This window comes from Neoalteromonas flava, assembly GCF_002807685.1.
Classification (GTDB): Bacteria; Pseudomonadota; Gammaproteobacteria; order Enterobacterales; family Alteromonadaceae; genus Alteromonas_E; species Alteromonas_E flava.
On record NZ_PEAX01000006.1, the window covers coordinates 48,233 to 66,929 of the forward strand.

An 18,697-nucleotide genomic window follows, 5' to 3' on the forward strand; every position below is an offset into this window, starting at 1 on the left:
CTTACTTAGCGTTGAGCTCTTGCCAACATTCAAGCCATTCATTGGCCGTGATCACAATCCCCTCTTCTTCTTCGCCGCAGGGGAAAATCAGCAATAGCGTATTATTGTTGCTTAAGCCGTCAACCCAAACATTGACGAACTCATCTAACGGGATCGATTTGGGTTCACATTCAGGAAAGTCATCGCGCTCCCAACCCACCACAAAGTCATGATGCGGCCAAATGGGTAAACACAATTCATTTTCGCTTTCTACCATGACCCAACCATTTTTGCCGAACAAGCCCCAGAGTGATGGTACTTTTTGCAAATGTTCTAAAAAGTAGTCAAAACGCTGTTCCGGTGTAAGCCGGGTAATCCGCAGAAATTCCTCACAGGCTAACGGATCGTGTTTGTGGTCATGTCCTTCGATTTGCATGTTTTACTTTCCCTTTGTAAAAGTGGCGTGATTGTACAGACTGCATCAATTCACTGCTAGTAAATTTGGACAAAAATTATGCATCATTTTAGTTGCTATACGCGCCGCAAAGAATGCCCACATTCGACGTTTTTTTATGCGAAATTTGTTAACATAGCGTTCAAGTAAATGATTTATTCAACGCAGTATCCAGTTAATGAAGATTATCTCTTTTAATATCAATGGCATTCGCGCCCGCTTACATCAACTACAAGCAATTATTGATAAACACTCGCCCGACATCATTGGCCTACAAGAAATCAAAGTCGATAATGATGCTTTCCCTGTAAAAGCCATAGAAAGCATGGGTTATCATGTCGCTTTTCATGGCCAAAAGGGCCACTATGGCGTGGCTCTCATGTCCAAAATGCCTGCAGTGGCCGTAGAATACGGGTTTAAAACCGACACAGCTGATGCACAGCGTAGAATGATTATTGGTCGTTATGAAATTGATCAGCAACAAGTAACAGTACTTAATGGCTATTTTCCACAAGGGGAAAGTCGTGACCACGCAACTAAGTTCCCGGCAAAACGAAAGTTCTATGAAGATTTAAATGATTATCTAGCCACCGAGTGTAGCAATCAGTCTTCACTGATAGTCATGGGTGATATGAATATATCCCATACTGACTACGATATTGGGATCGGTGAAGCAAATGCTAAGCGCTGGTTACGTACAGGGAAATGTAGCTTTCTACCTGAAGAACGCGAATGGCTGAATACCTTATTAAGTTGGGGCCTGCATGATACCTACCGCACACAAAACCCTGAGAATGCTCAAGAGTTTAGTTGGTTTGACTATCGCTCCAAAGGCTTCGACGACAATCGTGGATTACGTATCGATCTTATCTTGGCGACGAAGCCATTATTAGAACGTCTGACAGATACCGGCATTGACTACGAGTTACGCGGGATAGAAAAGCCGTCTGACCATGCCCCGATATGGGCGACATTTGGAGCATAACCCATGTCGCTGCTGCAGATTATCGGCATAATTGCGTATGCCGCGACCATCATTTGGGCAATGCGCCACCTAGACTTTGCCGCGCTCGGAAAGTCAAAGTTACAACAGCATTTGGTCTTTGGGGCTAGTGCTAGTGTGTTCTTTTTATGGATTTTTCGCGCTGGTATCTATGATGGCTTATCAGTCCACTTTCTATGGCTAACCGCACTAGCACTTACACTGGGCGTGCGCTACTCCATACTTGCAGCGACTGCGGCGTTACTCGGTGTAACAGCAATCGGGTTAGAAGACTGGGCGATGTTCGGCATCAATGGTCTGTTCGGTATTCTCATACCCATTGCGCTAACACATCTGATTTACAATATTTCATTCCATCGTTTGCCGCGCAATTTATTTGTTTACATCTTCGTTTGCGCCTTTTTCCCCGGCGCGTTGATGATAGCGCTTAAAATGGCATTAGTCGGCGGATTTTATACCCTGGACGGGATCTACGATTGGTTAACCGTAAAAGATAATTATCTCGTGTTGATCCCATTACTATTGTTTCCAGAGGGCATGCTTAACGGCATGACGATGACGCTATTAGTGATTTATCGACCGCACTGGGTCTACACTTTCCACGATAAGTTTTATATCGATGGTAAATAATAGCGCTGCAGCAAACTGAAATAAAAAAACCACCGTTAAATAGCGGTGGTTGGTATTCAGCAGTCAATTACTTTTGTTCGCCCAGAACAACGACTATAGGCAACGCAATTCTAATCAAACAATACATCCATAATATTGCTTAACTCCGTTTTTCCTGCACGGATTTCTTGTTCGGTCAACCCTGCCAGTTCATGCGGAAATACTAACCACTCATCGCTCTCGCGAATGTAATAGTCAGGAACCAACTGAGTCTTATTGTTTGCGGGTTTATACCAAGGACAGGCGATACGCACATCTGTTGGCATATTGAGGCGCATCTGTGCTTTGATTTGCTTGATCAAGGCGTCTACACTGCGGCCTGAGTCAAATACATCATCGACAATCAAAATGGCATCATCAGCGTTGGCATTCTCAATCAGGTAATGCAAACCGTGGACACGAATTTCCTTGGATTGCTTATCAATACCGTAATATGACGACGTACGTACTGCAATATGGTCCGTTGGTGTCTGCTTAAACTCAAAAAACTCTTGTACCGCGATACCAATCGGAGCACCTCCACGCCAGATACCGATAATAAACTGTGGCCGAAAGCCATCTTCATAGACTTGATGCGCGAGTCGAAATGAATCTTCAAGTAAGGATTGTGCGGTAATATAGGTTTTTTGCATGAGCAGCCCCAGAAAATCAATTCGCGCAAGTATAGTGAAAACTTACTCGTATTGTAAGGCTCTTGCCGGTTCAACTGACAACGCTTTAAATGCGGGATACAAAGTGGACAGTACACACAGCAATAGCGCAAAAGCAGCAACCCCTATCACCTGTTCAAACCGCAGGTCAATCGGCAGACCACCACTTAAACTGTAGCCGGTAGATACCCCTAACGCAGCAAACATTGGGTTTAACCCAAGCACTAAAAGTACGCCAAGTAGTGTACCAAGAGCGGCTCCCTTTAGGCCGTTTAACATGCCATTGAAAAGAAAAATCGTCATCACGCTGGTGCGCCGCATACCTAGCGTCATTAGGATCGCAATATCGCCCTGCTTTTCATTGACCACCATCACCAACGCGGAAATGATATTGAATGCGGCGACTGCTATAACCAACAGCAACAACAGAAACATCATATTTTTTTCCATTTTTACTGCGTCAAACAAAGGGCCTTGACGTGCCCTCCAAGTATCATACCCAATACTTTCTCGCGCCAACACATCTGCTGTTGCTTGATAGGCAAATGCGTCGTGCAAAAATAACCGCGATGTCGCAACTGGACCAGTCTCCCGTTTCAAACGCTGGAGGTCATTAACATGCATATACAGCGTTTTGTCATCCAACTCCGAACCCATATCAAACACGCCAACAACTTCGACCAGACGTTGACTGGGTACACGTCCAAATGGGGTATAGACCGAGGCTCCAGCGAGTAACAAACGTAGCGGTTCGCCCGGCCTAATACCAAGCTGAGATGCTAATGCGCGGCCAATAATAATGTGGTAACTGCCAGGCGTAAGATCGCTTAATTGTCCTACCAGCAAATTGTCGTCGATAATCGAATACTGAGCCATTTTTACTGGGTCTACCCCTTGGATCATAACGCCACGCAATGCATTTGGCGTCTGTAATACGCCTTCGGCTTCGGTATATGGCATTGCCCCAGTAACTTCAGGCAAGGCCAGCTGGGTAATTTGTGTAGCAGGGGCCTGTGCGACCACATGCGGCATTACACCTAAAATTCGTTGCTTAAGCTGCCCTTCAAAACCATTCATCACTGACAACACAACGATTAACGCCATGATCCCCAGGGTAATACCAGCGACCGAAAAAAAGTTAATAAATGCCACAAAGCTGCTGCTTTGCTTAGCTTTGGAGTAGCGCAGGCCAATAAATGCAAAAACGGGATGAAACATAGCTTCCTAACGCTTGAAACTTCGAATAAAGCAATTGAATTGCTTGCGAAAGTTATGGTTAATGCGACAATGCAAACGCATGATACGAACATCTGTAAAGCCATACAAGGTAATCTACTATGGATCAGTCATTCGATACGCTCTCAGCTGCGCAGAAAAAAGATCGGTTTAATGAATTCTTTTTGCTTAAACATACGCTAAACGTCAACATCAAAGCCGTTGAAAAAGCAGCAATTCCCGCGCATCACGAACTTGAATCGTCTATGCCCTATGCCTTCAAGATTGCCGGAGAACTTTCGAGCATTGAAGCTCAGGCTCTGCGTCCTTTACGCAATCTCAGCAATCATGCTGCTGAGTTGGCTGATTTTTTAACTGCACAAGCGCGTAAAATTGATCTAATGATGTCTTATATCCTTCATCAGCAAGACGATAAAACGCTGCGTTACGCAACGTTGCGTTTTGGTGGTGGTGGTATTGAAGTGATTTGTCAGCAGCCACTTGAAGTGGGCCAAGGTGTTGAACTCAAAATCTTTTTACCAGAGGAAGCGGCCGCTGTTTTCTGCTTCGCGGAAGTTATTGCTTGCGACCCGCACCCAGATGGTTACCATATCGCGTTTATTTATAGCCGTATCCGTGAAACTGATCAGGAATTGTTAGTTCGCGCCAGTTTGCATTTGCAAACTCAGCAGTTACGCAAGCGATCTGAAAACAATCAAAATCAGTAGTAACCGCGTTGTTAGTAACAAGGCCCATTGCGTATTCATGAAAGCATCGATATTTTCCCCCGCATTACCGCAAAAAAAATCCAATAGCGTCGATTTCTTGCAATGGGGCCAACTACCCAAAAGCAGCGCCGCATTAGCCATCGCAAGCGCAGCAATGCAACACTCAGGCCCTACGTTGTTAGTAACAGCGGATACGCCGAGCGCCCTTCGTCTCGAACGCGAGATCCAGTTTTTTAGCTTGCCACAAGAAGTGAATATCAACGTGTTTCCCGATTGGGAAACCTTACCTTACGATACGTTTTCACCGCACCAAGATATAATTTCCCAGCGGCTTGAAACCCTTGACGCACTGTCTAACGCAGCAGACACACTAGTCATCGTGCCGATTAATACGTTAATCCAGCGCTTAGCACCGACCAACTATCTAGACCAATACTTACTGCTACTTAAGACCGGGCAAACCGTCGACGTACAAGCATTCCGCCGCAAACTAGAAAAAGCCGGCTATCTGCACGTCAACCAGGTAATGAGTCACAGTGAGTTTTCAGTGCGTGGCAGCATCATTGATCTTTTCCCGATGGGCAGTGAACACCCGTTTCGTATCGATTTATTTGATGATGAGATCGATTCTATTCGTCTATTTGATCCAGAGGACCAACGCTCGACCGATAAAGTCGAAGAAATTCGGCTATTACCGGCGCGTGAGTTCCCTACCGATAAACCCGCGATCGCGCGATTTAGGGAGCAGTATTTAACCCATTTTGATGCGGTAAGTTCAAAAGAATCAATTTTTCACCGGGTGACTGCAGGAAATGGAGTTTTACCGGGCGGTATCGAATATTACTTACCACTCTTCTTTGAGCAAACCGCAACGTTATTTGACTACCTGAGCGAGAATACCCAGATCCTCATGCATGGGGATATCCAGGACGCCTGTGAATTTGTCTGGGCTGACATCCAACATCGCTATGAACAACGTCGCTACAATCCAGAACGGCCGTTGCTCGCGCCACAGCATTTGTACCTGTCAGTTGAAGAATTATTTGCCCAACTGAAGCTCTGGCCGCGAGTAAAGATTAATGCCAATGACGTTGAAGAAAAAGCTGGCAGAACAAATTTTAACGCCCAATTAGTCGATGATATCGCGCTACAACCTCAGCACAAAGAACCGGCACAACGATTGCGTCAGCGCCTCGAGAAGGTATTGGCAGCGGGCGGTCGCGTGTTGTTTTGTGCGGAAACAATGGGGCGCAAGGAGAATCTATTAGGGATCCTGAAGCAAGCGCGCATCAGCACAACAAGCATTGATAGTCTCGATAGTTTTATTCAACAACATGAGCCAGTCGGACTGACGGTTGGTAATGTTGAAAACAGTTTTTACCTGGATAATGCCGATGGTCAGTTGCTCCTGATCACCGAAACCGAACTACTTGGGCACAAAGTCAGCCAACGACGACGACGTGACAAACAAAAAGCCACGGATGAGTCAGCGGTTATTCGCAACTTAGCGGAATTAACCAGTGGGCAACCCGTCGTACATATCGATCATGGTGTGGGCCGATACATTGGTTTACAAACACTAGATGCTGGCGGGATTAGCACCGAGTACCTCACTATTGAGTATGCCAAAGGTGCGAAACTGTACGTACCTGTTGCCAGTTTACATTTAATCAGCCGGTATAGCGGTGGCGATCCTGATCAAGCCCCGTTACACGGGCTCGGCAGTGATGCTTGGAGCAAAGCCAAGAAAAAGGCCGCTGAGAAAGTGCGTGATGTCGCCGCTCAGTTGCTCGATGTATACGCCCGCCGCGCGGCCAAACCCGGTTTCGCATATAAGATTGACTGGCAGGAGTACCAACGCTTCGCCGACAGCTTTCCATTTGAAGAAACCCTGGATCAACAACAAGCAATCAGTGCTGTTATCAATGATATGGGCCTTCCCAGTGCCATGGACCGATTAGTGTGTGGTGATGTCGGCTTTGGTAAAACAGAAGTTGCCATGCGAGCAGCTTTTTTGGCTGCAAATCACGGCAAACAGGTGGCGATTTTGGTGCCCACTACCCTGCTTGCACAGCAGCATTATGAGAACTTTAAAGACCGCTTTGCGGACTGGCCATTCAACATTGAAGTCATGTCGCGGTTTGTCGGAACTAAGAAGAGTCAAGAAGTGCTCAATGGGCTTGCCAACGGTAAGGTCGACATAGTGGTTGGAACCCATAAGCTTATCCAAGATGATGTTAAGTATCATGATTTAGGGCTAGTAATCATTGATGAAGAACACCGTTTTGGCGTGCGCCAAAAGGATAAATTTAAATCGCTGCGGGCCGACGTGGATATCCTAACACTAACCGCCACTCCTATCCCTAGAACATTGAACATGGCATTAAGTGGAATGCGCGACCTATCAATAATTGCCACTCCTCCAGCCAAGCGTCTGTCGATTAAGACCTTTGTCCAGCAGCGCGACAAAGAAGTGATCCGCGAAGCCATCATGCGTGAAATTTTACGTGGTGGTCAGGTCTATTTTCTCCACAATGAAGTGGAGAGTATTGAAAAAACGGCTGACGAAATTGCGCAAATTGTACCCGAGGCACGCATCGCTATAGGTCACGGTCAAATGCGCGAGCGCGAATTAGAGCAAGTCATGAGTGATTTCTATCACCAGCGCTTTAATGTTTTGGTGTGTACCACTATCATCGAAACCGGGATTGACGTGCCATCGGCCAATACTATCATTATGGACCGTGCCGACCATCTCGGTTTGGCGCAGCTCCATCAGCTTCGCGGACGCGTCGGGCGCTCGCATCACCAAGCGTATGCGTACCTCTTAACCCCGCATCCTAAGCGCATGACCCGGGATGCAACGAAACGCCTCGAAGCGATTGCTAATTTGGAAGATTTAGGGGCTGGATTCCAGTTGGCCACGCACGATTTAGAAATCAGAGGCGCGGGTGAATTATTGGGTGACGACCAATCCGGTCAAATCGCTTCCATTGGTTTCACGCTGTATATGGACATGCTTGAACAAGCAGTAGAAGCTTTAAAAGAGGGTAAAGAACCTTCACTTGATGCAGTTCTAGCCGAACAAACAGAGATTGAATTGCGCATTCCAGCGCTGTTCCCGGATAATTACATTGCGGATGTCAGTACACGCTTGTCACTTTACAAAAAGCTGGCGAGCTGCAAAAGCAAATTGGATATTGATAATCTGCAAATTGAGCTTATCGATCGTTTCGGTATGTTGCCACAAGCGGCAAAAAACTTAGTCGCGATTGCCGAGTACAAGCTGCTCGCTAAACAAGTTGGGATCAGCAAGATTGAAATGGGTAACCAAACCGGTAGCATCGAGTTCACTACCACTACGCCTGTGGATCCGGGTTACATTATCCAATTGGTACAAACCCAGTCGAAGCAGTTCCGTTTTGATGGTCCAACTCGCCTCAAGCTGGTCAATACACCTGAGGATGCCCAGCAACGTCTGGATATGGTATCTTCATTGTTGCAATCATTTATAAAGGAATCACGCCCCTCATGAGGTTGATCAGCGTTTGCTTGTTAGCATTGGCTATATTGCCTATTTGCAGTGCCGTTGCTCAAGAGCAGGAATGGTGGTTTGACATTGAAGTGATCGTTTTTGAACGCAGCCATGATGAACCGCTGGCTGAACAATTTGATGCGGTTGCAAATATTCCAGCGGATTGGCAATTCAATCTAATTGAGCAGGCATTAACACCAGATATCAGCCGCTTATTGCCATTGCTTCCAACGTGTACAGTTGAAGATACTTTACCCACAATCGACAGCATTATAGCCGACTACCAAGCCTATCAAACCCAGTTACGTGAGGCTGAACTAGCTGCCGATCCTGCACTAGCCAATGCGGGAGAAGCAATCAACGGTGATACCGAAAACGTTGCTAGCCTTCCGGTCGACGATGCTGTTTCCGCTATCATCGATGAGGCCGCTAACAATGCGTCGCAAATGGCTAGTGTAGAAGAATCATCGCTGATTGACAGTGAGAATGTAGACACCACAAACAACGCTGATAACTCTAGTGATTTGGCCATTGCAGAGGAACCAAATAACACAGTAGCGCCAGCTGATGAGCCACTGGCTTCAGATCCAGATACGCCGTTTGATAATGAGGCGAGACTTCAGCAGTTAAATCAACAGCGCCAGGCATTCATTGAAGCCATGCCCCCGCATGCGCCAATTGTCGTAGCGGACAATGTCCTGTGCATTATGGACAGCGAAATAATTCCGGCAACTGACATCAAATTGTATGCATTTGATACTGCCTTACCGCGCCGCGATCGTGTACCAAGCAGATTAAGCGGTATCGATTGGTTTCGCGCGGATGACGCACACTTATTACCCGATGATGTCTTCGCTTTGAAAGATTTCGCGCGCGATATCAATCGTCTGGCCAATCATCGCGTACTCCTTCACACAGCGTGGCGTCAGGAAGTTGAGTTTGGTCGCGATGTTGCTGAAGCTATTCATTTAATCGCCGGTAGAGACCTACATGCTCCTCTATTTGAAGCTGCGCAACAAGCAAATAAGCAGGCACAGCAAGAAGCAGAAAACAAAGCGTTCGATAAACCAGCAGAATTCGCAGACGATAGTTCTAAATCTGAAGTTAATCTGACATCCGACGAAGCTTTCAATGAAAACCCAAGTGCCATTAATGGTGAATTTGGTACTCCTGCAGAAGACAGCTTAAGCACTTGGTTTGAACAACTCGAGACAGCGTTAAACGCACCAGTGCCCGCTGACATCGTGGAACAAATACTCAGTACTGAAGATTTAGAGAATGACCCCATCGCTCTTTACCAAAACCCGCTTTGGCAAGTGGAAGGAACGTTTAAAATCTATTTACAATACATCAATCGCGTGCCGTATTTACACATCGATAATGACCTTGTTTACCAGCGCTCAATTGCCAGTGATGAGCAGCAAGCCAAGCCCCAGTTTCAGGCTATTGCACTAAAACAGTTACGCCGCGTGATCAGCCAACAGGTTCATTATTTTGATCACCCTCTATTCGGCGTAATCGTGCAAATTCGTCGCCATGACAGGCCCGAGCCTAAGGCACTAACAGAGCTAAATGAGGTTGATGTCGAGTGAAGATTTATACTAAGCAAGGTGATGCAGGTGTTACTCAGGTTTACACCCGAGACGTTCGCAAAGTCGCTAAAGATGATGTGATCCTTGATGCCTACGGCAGTTTAGACGAGCTGAATGCGCAGTTAGGTTTATTGGCCAGTCAGCTACGCACAGATCATGCGTTGGCATCTGTCACTACACTGCTTACTGATGTGCAACGCGACCTTTTTACCATCGGCTTTGCCATTTCAGACAGTAGCCAACTGGCTAACGAGAGAGTAGTAGTCCTCGAGAATGGCATAGATTCAATGCAACAGGATTTGCCGCCACAAACCCAGTTTATTTTGCCCGGTGGCAGCCAAGCTGCAGCCCATGCTCATGTGTGCCGCACGGTTTGTCGTCGTGCAGAGCGTTCGTTAGTTCGTTTACACCATGAACAGGAAGTGGCTTCTGAAGCTCTGCAATATCTCAACCGCTTGTCTGATTACCTGTTTGTGTTGGCACGCTGGTGCAATTTACGCCTAGGTGTAACTGATATTAATGTTTAGGACCAAACGATAACGACGTTAAATCAGCACTGTATTTTACTCATTTTTTGCTTTAAACAACGCCAGTGAATATCTGATGCATTGAGCACCACTAAAATAGTTCTGCAGAAACATTTAAAACTGCAGACTGATCACAATCGCGGCTACAATCGCCACCATGACATTTAAGGCTGCCCCCTCTTTTGCCATGGTTGAAATCGCAATTTTACCAGTGCCATAAACAATCGCATTCGGTGCGGTTGCAACGGGCAACATAAACGCACAACTGGCACTGATCGCCGCAGGGATCATTAGCAATGCAGGATCAATATTATTGGCCATTGCAGCACTAGCCAATATCGGCATTAACAGGGTAGCAGTGGCTGTATTGGATGTGATCTCGGTTAAAAAGCTCACTGCTAAACAAATCGCAAGGACTAGCAAAATTAACGGTAAAGCCGTAAAGCCAGATAGCCCTTCGCCGATCAGTTGACTCAATCCACTGGCGGTAAAAGCGCTGGCGATGCAGATCCCGCCAGCAAATAACAACAGCATTCCCCATGGGATCTGTTGCGCCGTTTGCCAGTCAAGCAGATAACTGGGTTTCTGCGTCTCTGGATCGGTATGACCCGATGGGATCAAACACATTAGCACCACGCCTAGCAATGCCACAGTGCTATCACCAATGCCTGGAGCATTAAAAAACGCAGACCAATAAGGTCGAAACACCCAAGCTAAAGCAATGACACCAAATACGCTAAGCACTCGCTTCTCTGCTGCTGCCCAAGGCGGTTGCTGGGGTATAGGAGAGACCGGAAGTCGACCGATGCCACGGGTTAGCCACAATGCCATTAATGGAATTGCGACTACAACAATGGGTACACCATATTGCATCCAATCCAGAAAGGACATTTGCTTACCAGTGAATTCCTCATACACACTCATAAAAATAATATTCGGTGGTGTACCTATTGGCGTGCCAACGCCGCCAAGACTAGCTGCATACGCAATTGCCAAAAGCAGCACAATTGCCAAACGAGGTTGCTGCAAGTGTGCCACCACGGCTAAACCCAATGGCACTAGCATCAAAGTTGTTGCTGAGTTTGAAATCCACATACTTAAAATAGCAGCAGTGAGCATAAAAGCTAAAACAATGCGCCTTGCGCTATGCGTGCCGGTCAGTTTGAGCATATTAAATGCTAAACGCACATGCACACCGGATTTTTCCAGCGCTTTGGACAGCATAAATGCTCCCATCAGTAACACAATGACGTGATTACCTAGGGCTGAGGCGGCGGTTTTGTGGTCGAGAACGCCGACCAGAGGAAATGCGACAAATGGGATTAAAGAAGTCACCGGTATTGGCAATGCTTCTGTTACCCATAAGGTTCCAACTAATACCGTTACCGCAGCTGTCATCACGATTGGCGCCGGTTGCTCAAGCACATTCAGCGCAACATAAGTAACCAAGGCTAAGAGGACGGCAAGAAGAAACATTGGCCATTTAACCCAGCTTTGTACAACATCTGTCATTCAATCTGCTCCTGTAGCGCGATGTAAGGTGTGCTGCGCAGCATCGTACAACTGTTTTTTATGCGTACACGGCACCTTTTGCGCGCGCAGACGAGCGACCGAATGCGACGTTGTTGCTGACCACTTAAGTCCATCCAGTACCTCTTTTACTGCATCGCGGTTATTACACACTAAGGCCATATCACATCCTGCCTGCAACGCTGCCTGCGCGCGTTGCAGCGGTCCACCGGCGACGGTCGCCGCCTGCATGGATAAATCATCAGAAAAAATAACCCCATTAAAGCCTAACTTTTGCCGCAGAATTTGTTGCAGCCAAACGGCTGAAAATCCCGCCGGTTGATCGTCAACTTGCGAGTAAATCACATGGGCTGGCATCATTCCTTGCAAAAAGCCGCGCTTGATCAGCTGCTTGAAAACGGGCATATCAGTAGACTCTATTTCGCTTAGGGCACGAGGATCAACGGGCATCGCAATATGTGAATCCGCTCGCACCGAACCATGCCCCGGAAAATGTTTACCAATCGCACACATGCCCATACTGCGAAGCCCAAGAATAAACGCACTCGCCAAGGGTAAAATCTCACTGCAGCTGCTACCGAAAGCCCGATCCCCAATAACTTCAGAAACACCATTGATATCGAGAACCGGAGCAAAGGAAATATCAATATCCAATTGGGTTAACTCGTAACCGATAATCGCACCACAGGCCTTGGCTAATTCATCCGGTGCGATATGCGCTGATGCAGCTAAAGACTGCAGTTGCCCCATTGCCGGAATAGCGCTAAAGCCTTCTCGAAAACGTTGCACTCGCCCGCCTTCCTGATCGACAGCCAGCAAAATGTCCGAACGATACTGCCTGATTGATTGTACAAGTTGGGATAATTGAGCGGGAGACTGATAGTTGCGACTGAAAAGAATAAGGCCGCCCACTAGGGGGTGTTTGAGCAACTCCTTGTCCTCTGATGACAATGACGTGCCTTCAATATCAAGCATTACCGGACCCAAAATAGCACGACTCCCTGATTAAAAACTTTGCATTCGCGAATTGCATCGCTAGGATGACATAACAAGTTGAGACTATACGAAAAAATACTATGAAACGCATCCTCCTTGCTGTTGTTCTTTGCCTTTTTGCAGCCGTTGGTTTGATCTACATAACCTTGTTCTTAAGTCTCCCTGATCTCGACAGTGATATTAATGCTGCGGTGTCAGCTAAAGTGAATATACAGCGTGATGCCAAAGGTCATACTTTAGTAACTGCGCAAAATCGCGTTGATGCTGCCTATGCGACTGGGTTTGCGCACGCGCAGGATCGTTTGTTTCAAATGGATTTGTTACGCCGCAGTGGTGCCGGAGAAATTGCTGAATTATTTGGTGACGCAGCTGTAGGCGTTGATACCCGTGCACGTTTCCATCAATTTCGTCAACGCGCACAACAAGCCCTCAAACTTCTGAGTGAGAACGAGCGAGCAGTGCTCGATGCGTATGCGAATGGGGTTAATAACGCGGTAAACCAATATTCGGTTCTACCGTTTGAATACCTCTTGCTGGGCGCAGACTTTAAGCCTTGGTTAGCAGAAGATAGCTTGTTGGTGTCTTATAGCATGTACATTGACCTACAGAATGGGCAAGTACAGCGCGATCTTGTTTTGACCCAAATAGCCAAGCATTACGGACAACCCATGCTGGATTTTATCTTGCTACCCAGTAACTATCAGGCCGCACTGGATTACTCGGAAGTTACACTTCCGGTGCCCTTAGATATCCCCGCTATTAAAAAGCCGGCTAACGCAGAAATAGCTTCAATTACTATACCCGAGCCAATCGATATAGGCAGCAACAATTGGGCGGTCAGCGGAAGCTTAACCCAATCCGGCACGCCAATGGTCAGTGATGATATGCATTTAGGGTTACGCGTACCCCCTATTTGGTATCGCTTGTCATTGCGCTATAGTCAAAACAATGAAGCCGTTGAGCTCCACGGCGTAAGCTTACCCGGCACACCAGGTATTATCGTTGGCAGTAATACGCATGTTGCTTGGGGCTTTACCAATGCAAACCTCGACAATACGGATTGGGTACGACTAGATCCAGCGACGACGGTCGATACGCACGCTGAAGAAATTCGAACTCCTGATGCCGAACACAGCGTGGAGCTCGCTATAAGCGAGTTTGGACCGGTCCGCAAGGTTGATGGAATAAACTATGCTCTGCGCTGGGTGGCGCATCAGCCCTATGCCGTAAATCTAAAACACTTGGATTTGGACACAGCTAAAACACTAACCGCTGCCCGCGATATTGCGACTCAAATGGGCATTCCTGTGCAAAACATGGTTGCCGCTGATCGCGCAGGCTCTATCGGCTGGATGCCAGCCGGTGCTGTTACTGCCCGCCCGACACCTAGCAATCAAGCAATCGCACAACAAGATGTATCCCCCCTGTGGACAACAAGAGAACTACAGTTGCCAGCAGTGATCAACCCTGATAATCAACGTCTATGGACTGCCAATGCACGAGTTATCGGTACCGAGGAACTTAGCCGATTTGGTGACGGCGGATATGCGCTTGGGGCACGTGGCATGCAAATCCGCGATCGCTTGTTCGAGCAAGAAGTTTACGATGAAGCTGCCTTTTACCAAATTCAACAAGACAATGCCGCTGTTTTCTTGTCCTCTTGGCAGGCCTTTCTGGTTAATACGTTGCAACAAAGCCCAAATGAATTTGCCGAAGACATCGCTTTGCTCGATGCGTGGCAAGCCTGCGCATGCAGCGATTCTGTCGGCTATACCCTAACGCGGAAATTCCGTAGTGCAGTCATTAACGCGTTATTTGCTCCCCTTGAAAGCTACCTCAATGAGCATGAGTTGAGTTTAAGCCCGGTATTCCGGCATTTAGAGCCCGCAACCAATGCCATTCTAAAACAACAACCTGCTGACTGGTTACCCGCTCCCTATTCCGATTATTTACCTTTTTTGCTCGACACCTATCGCAATATGCGGCAAGAATTACTCGCTCAATATGCCGACGGTGATACTGGTGCTGTTGCAGAATTAACTTGGGGCAAAGTGAACGCGCTTAGAGTACAGCATCCCTTCAGCCGGGTAATGCCATTTCTAGCTCCAATACTGGATATGCCCACTGTGGCAGGTTTTGGAGACAGTTTTCTGCCTGCAGTACAAAACGGTACTCATGGCGCATCGCAACGCCTCACGGTGCAACCAGGTCGCGAGCAACATGCCATTTTAACTATACCGGGTGGTCAGTCGGGCCATCCGCTGAGCCCATTTTATCGGCATGGCTTTAGTGATTATATCAATGCTGAAGCCACACCGCTGTTACCGGGGGCGCCTGAGCATAGCCTTACTCTGATTCCGTAGCCGCTTGTGTGAGTTTTTGTTGCCAAAGTTCCAGTGCGTGCTGCTGGGCTTGCTGTAAGGTCAATGAGCCCAGTGATGGATCGTCTTTTGCGGCTTGCAGCAAAGCAGTAGCAATTCCATCAAGAGTTTGATTACGCGCCGTAAACATGGCTTGAACATCAGCAAACAAATCTTCTGCCTGAGGGTATCGTGCAGCGATGGGTTCAAAAGCATCACCACTGACATAAGCTTTTTCAATCGCCTCTTGAAATAGCATGCGAGCAGCACGGAATTTAATATATTCTAAACCGCGATCACCGCTTAAAAACCTTAATTGCTCTTCCTTATAGCCAACCTGTAACGCCGCAGTTAAAAGTTGCTCTTGCCAATGCATAAAAGCATTTTCATCATGATGTTCGAACGCTTCTTTGAGCCCTGCTCGGACGTCGCTGGCAGCAAACAAGGTTTCTACTGAGAGCGCAGGCTGCGACGGCTGAGACGGCTGAGACGGCTGCTTAATGATAACAGTGATAATAAAAGTCGCTAAAATTATCAGAAAAAGCAGCAAAAAACGCGAGGACTTGGACATTGAAAATAACACTACCTGTTTTGAGCTAATTTGTTACCCAAAGGTTATCACGTCAATGCTACCTACTACACGGAATAACACAAAGATCCAATCACCCTCACCAGTCGCAACAGCACAATACACAAAAAAGCCTACTCTGCAGTAGGCTCTTTACATAAGCGGTTATGCTGATTGCAAAACCTAATCTATTGACCTGTTGGCTTGGCGTTTTCAACCCGGCTTTTGAGCTTTTGCCCCGGTCTAAACGTCACCACACGACGCGCCTTGATCGGAATGTCTTCACCCGTCTTAGGGTTTCGCCCAGGTCGTTCGTTCTTACTTCTAAGATCGAAGTTGCCGAACCCTGACAACTTTACTTGCTCACCGGCCTCTAGCGAAGATTTAATTTCTTCGAAGAATGCTTCAACGAGTTCCTTGGAATCCCGCTTGTTCATACCTAGCTTTTCGAACAAGTGTTCCGCCATTTCAGCTTTGGTCAATGCCATTGTCTTGTTACTCTCTCAACGCAGCCCTAAATTGTGATTCAAGACCTGCAACTACTGTTTCCACCGCTTTTTGTATTTCGGCTTCTTCTAACGTCTTGCTGGTGTCTTGCAACGTAAGCGACAGGGCAAGGCTTTTTTTACCCGGTTCAATACCTTTACCTCTATACACATCGAACAAGTTTAGGTCAACTAATTGATTTACGCCAATTTTTTCTACATACCTACGTATGTCACCAAAATTCACAGTTTCATCTACCACAATCGCAATATCCCTTCGATTCGCAGGGAATTTTGAAATTGGAACCGCTTGCGGTATTACACGTTGAGTCACAGCTTCGACAAAAAGTTCAAACACAAATGTTCGACCGCTTAAGCCTAGTTGTTTCTCAAATTGTGGGTGGATCGCACCGATCCAGCCAATTACCTGATTGTTTAGGCGAATCTCAGCACCTTGACCTGGGTGCAATGCAGAATGAGTGCAAGCCACAAAATCCACTTTCCCGTGGAACGCGGTTTGCGCTAGTAGCGCTTCCACATCACCCTTAATATCAAAGAAATCAACGCTCTGTTCTTTGCTTTCCCAATGCATTGGTAATTGATGACCTGCTATTACACCCGCAATCATTTGCTCTTGGCGCAGCCCGTTTTCACCTTCAGCATCGGGAATAAACCGTAATCCCGTTTCAAATAAGCGCACCCGCGATTGCTGGCGATTCTGGTTATAGCTAACCGCCTGTAATAAACCTGTCCATAGACTAACCCGCATTACTGACATTTCGCTGGAAATCGGATGCGGTAATACCAAGCCCTCTTGTTGAGGGAATAAAGCACCTTGATGTTTTGGATCGACGAAAGAATATGTAATGGCTTCGGTATATCCACGTTCCAACAATACGGTTTTTAACTGTTGTAACGGCTGTTTTGCTTCCTGACTGGGTAGCATAGCCAGAGAACCGCGCGGTGAATTGTTCGGAATACTGTTATAACCGTATACCCGCGCAACCTCTTCAATCAGATCTTCTTCGATAGCAATATCAAATCGATAACTTGGCGCTTGCGCTTTCCACTCATCATTATCGAACGTTACGTCTAGGCCTAAACGCGTTAGTATTTCAGTCACTTTTTCATCAGCTATGGTGTGACCTAAGACGCGATCCAGGCGACTTCTGCGCAATGTTACTGCGGCTGCTTTAGGTAAATATTCAGCAGCAACTGCTTCAACAATCGGACCCGCTTGCCCGCCGACAATATCAACCAATAGCTGGGTCGCGCGCTCCATCGCTGTGCGCTGTAATTGGGGATCGACCCCACGCTCATAGCGATGCGATGCATCGGTATGCAAACCGTATTGGCGCGCTTTACCGATAATTGCATCTGGTGCAAAAAATGCTGATTCAAGGAAAATATCTTGGGTTTTATTGGTTACACCAGAGTGTAAACCGCCAAAAATACCCGCCATCGCCAGTGCTTTGCTTGCATCAGCAATCACCAGAGTATCTTGCTTCAGGGTTACTGTGCTTTCATCTAGCAGAGTTAACTGCTCGTCGACGTTTGCGTGACGTACAATAACCTTTTCATCAATGGCATTTAAATCGAATGCGTGCATTGGATGGCCGAGTTCCAGTAACACGTAGTTAGTCACATCAACCACAGGGTCAATACTGCGCACACCGCTACGACGGAGTTTTTCTACCATCCATAACGGCGTTTTGACATCAAGTGTTATCCCCTTAATAACCCTGCCTAAATAGCGTGGGCAAGCATCTGGAGCGGCTAATTCAATCGCTCGAACATCATCGATAGTTGCTTCAACCGGAGTAAACTCAAGCACTTTTACATCAAGATTATTCAGTACGCCCACTTCGCGTGCGATTCCCCGCATCCCTAAACAATCCGCGCGGTTTGGTGTCAGATCAACTTCAATGATGCGATCATCTAAATCCAAATAGTCGATAATGTCGTTACCAATCGGTGCATCAGCAGGCAATTCGATGATGCCGGAATGATCTTCTCCCATCCCCAATTCGCTAAAACTGCAAAGCATACCGAAACTCGGCTGACCGCGTAATTTTGCTTTTTTGATCTTAAAGTTACCGGGTAAAACAGCACCGACTTTAGCTACTGCAACTTTAAGTCCTTGGCGACAATTCGGCGCACCGCATACGATGTCCAATAATTCGCTCTCACCCACGTTAACTTTGGTTACTTGTAATTTGTCTGCATCAGGGTGCTGACCACACTCAACCACTTCACCAACCACAACACCACTAAAATCACCGGCAACCGGATCAATACCATCAACCTCTAAGCCAGCCATGCTTAACTGCTCAGATAAGGCCTCGCTATCAAGTGCAGGATTAACATATTCACGTAACCATTTTTCACTGAATTTCATCGCAATCG

The 18,697-nt window shown here is 46.9% G+C and carries 15 protein-coding genes; 7 read left to right on the forward strand and 8 right to left on the reverse strand.

The features are described from left to right. Nucleotide 1 precedes the first annotated feature (1 nt). Complete coding sequence (locus tag CSH92_RS14010) at nt 2-415, reverse strand: DUF2750 domain-containing protein (RefSeq protein ID WP_100658277.1); 414 nt, start codon at nt 413-415, stop codon at nt 2-4. A 196-nt stretch (nt 416-611) separates the two neighbouring features. Here CSH92_RS14010 and xthA point away from each other — a divergent pair, with 196 nt between their 5' ends. Then, nucleotides 612-1,418 (forward strand): exodeoxyribonuclease III, encoded by an 807-nt coding sequence (gene xthA / locus CSH92_RS14015; protein WP_100658278.1) that lies wholly within the window; start codon nt 612-614, stop codon nt 1,416-1,418. Nucleotides 1,419-1,421: 3 nt separating this feature from the next. Then, on the forward strand, nt 1,422-2,066 hold the full coding sequence (locus CSH92_RS14020) for an energy-coupling factor ABC transporter permease (protein WP_100658279.1): 645 nt from the start codon (nt 1,422-1,424) through the stop codon (nt 2,064-2,066). A gap of 110 nt (nt 2,067-2,176) precedes the next feature. Here CSH92_RS14020 and CSH92_RS14025 read toward each other — a convergent pair whose 3' ends face one another. Further along, nucleotides 2,177-2,737: a phosphoribosyltransferase gene (locus tag CSH92_RS14025; protein ID WP_100658280.1), complete on the reverse strand. Its 561-nt coding sequence runs from the start codon at nt 2,735-2,737 to the stop codon at nt 2,177-2,179. Between the two features lie 42 nt (nt 2,738-2,779). After that, nucleotides 2,780-3,973, reverse strand: coding sequence for a lipoprotein-releasing ABC transporter permease subunit (locus CSH92_RS14030; protein WP_100658281.1), 1,194 nt, complete (start codon nt 3,971-3,973; stop codon nt 2,780-2,782). Nucleotides 3,974-4,092: 119 nt separating this feature from the next. Here CSH92_RS14030 and CSH92_RS14035 point away from each other — a divergent pair, with 119 nt between their 5' ends. From CSH92_RS14035 to CSH92_RS14050, 4 genes are read left to right on the forward strand one after another with little or no spacing between them, the layout of a single operon-like run. Continuing rightward, nucleotides 4,093-4,698, forward strand: a complete 606-nt coding sequence (locus tag CSH92_RS14035) for a PilZ domain-containing protein (protein ID WP_100658282.1) — start codon at nt 4,093-4,095, stop codon at nt 4,696-4,698. A gap of 37 nt (nt 4,699-4,735) precedes the next feature. Beyond that, on the forward strand, nt 4,736-8,233 hold the full coding sequence (gene mfd, locus CSH92_RS14040) for a transcription-repair coupling factor (protein WP_100658283.1): 3,498 nt from the start codon (nt 4,736-4,738) through the stop codon (nt 8,231-8,233). Next, on the forward strand, nt 8,230-9,825 hold the full coding sequence (locus CSH92_RS14045) for a CsiV family protein (RefSeq protein ID WP_100658284.1): 1,596 nt from the start codon (nt 8,230-8,232) through the stop codon (nt 9,823-9,825). Before mfd ends, CSH92_RS14045 begins: the two co-directional genes overlap by 4 nt. Beyond that, nucleotides 9,822-10,352 carry a cob(I)yrinic acid a,c-diamide adenosyltransferase gene (locus CSH92_RS14050; protein ID WP_100658285.1) on the forward strand — a complete coding sequence of 177 codons (531 nt, stop codon included), beginning with the start codon at nt 9,822-9,824 and terminating at the stop codon, nt 10,350-10,352. The genes CSH92_RS14045 and CSH92_RS14050 overlap by 4 nt, the downstream gene beginning before the upstream one ends. A 114-nt stretch (nt 10,353-10,466) precedes the next feature. Here CSH92_RS14050 and CSH92_RS14055 read toward each other — a convergent pair whose 3' ends face one another. After that, on the reverse strand, nt 10,467-11,864 hold the full coding sequence (locus tag CSH92_RS14055) for an SLC13 family permease (RefSeq protein WP_100658286.1): 1,398 nt from the start codon (nt 11,862-11,864) through the stop codon (nt 10,467-10,469). Next, a complete protein-coding gene (gene nagZ, locus CSH92_RS14060) occupies nt 11,865-12,857 on the reverse strand; it encodes a beta-N-acetylhexosaminidase (protein ID WP_100658287.1) in 993 nt (330 codons plus the stop codon). Between the two features lie 101 nt (nt 12,858-12,958). Between nagZ and CSH92_RS14065 the strand changes: the two genes are divergently transcribed. Beyond that, complete coding sequence (locus CSH92_RS14065; RefSeq protein WP_100658288.1) at nt 12,959-15,241, forward strand: penicillin acylase family protein; 2,283 nt, start codon at nt 12,959-12,961, stop codon at nt 15,239-15,241. Here the strand turns inward: CSH92_RS14065 and CSH92_RS14070 are convergent. From CSH92_RS14070 to pheT, 3 genes are all read right to left on the reverse strand, one after another. Then, entirely contained in the window at nt 15,225-15,809 is a 585-nt protein-coding gene (locus tag CSH92_RS14070) for a hypothetical protein (protein ID WP_100658289.1), read from the reverse strand. The genes CSH92_RS14065 and CSH92_RS14070 overlap by 17 nt on opposite strands. A gap of 185 nt (nt 15,810-15,994) precedes the next feature. After that, the gene (locus tag CSH92_RS14075; protein WP_100641703.1) at nt 15,995-16,294 is read right to left on the reverse strand and encodes an integration host factor subunit alpha; all 300 of its coding nucleotides are present in this window, start codon (nt 16,292-16,294) and stop codon (nt 15,995-15,997) included. A gap of 7 nt (nt 16,295-16,301) precedes the next feature. Beyond that, on the reverse strand, nt 16,302-18,689 hold the full coding sequence (gene pheT, locus CSH92_RS14080) for a phenylalanine--tRNA ligase subunit beta (protein ID WP_100658290.1): 2,388 nt from the start codon (nt 18,687-18,689) through the stop codon (nt 16,302-16,304). Nucleotides 18,690-18,697 lie beyond the last annotated feature (8 nt).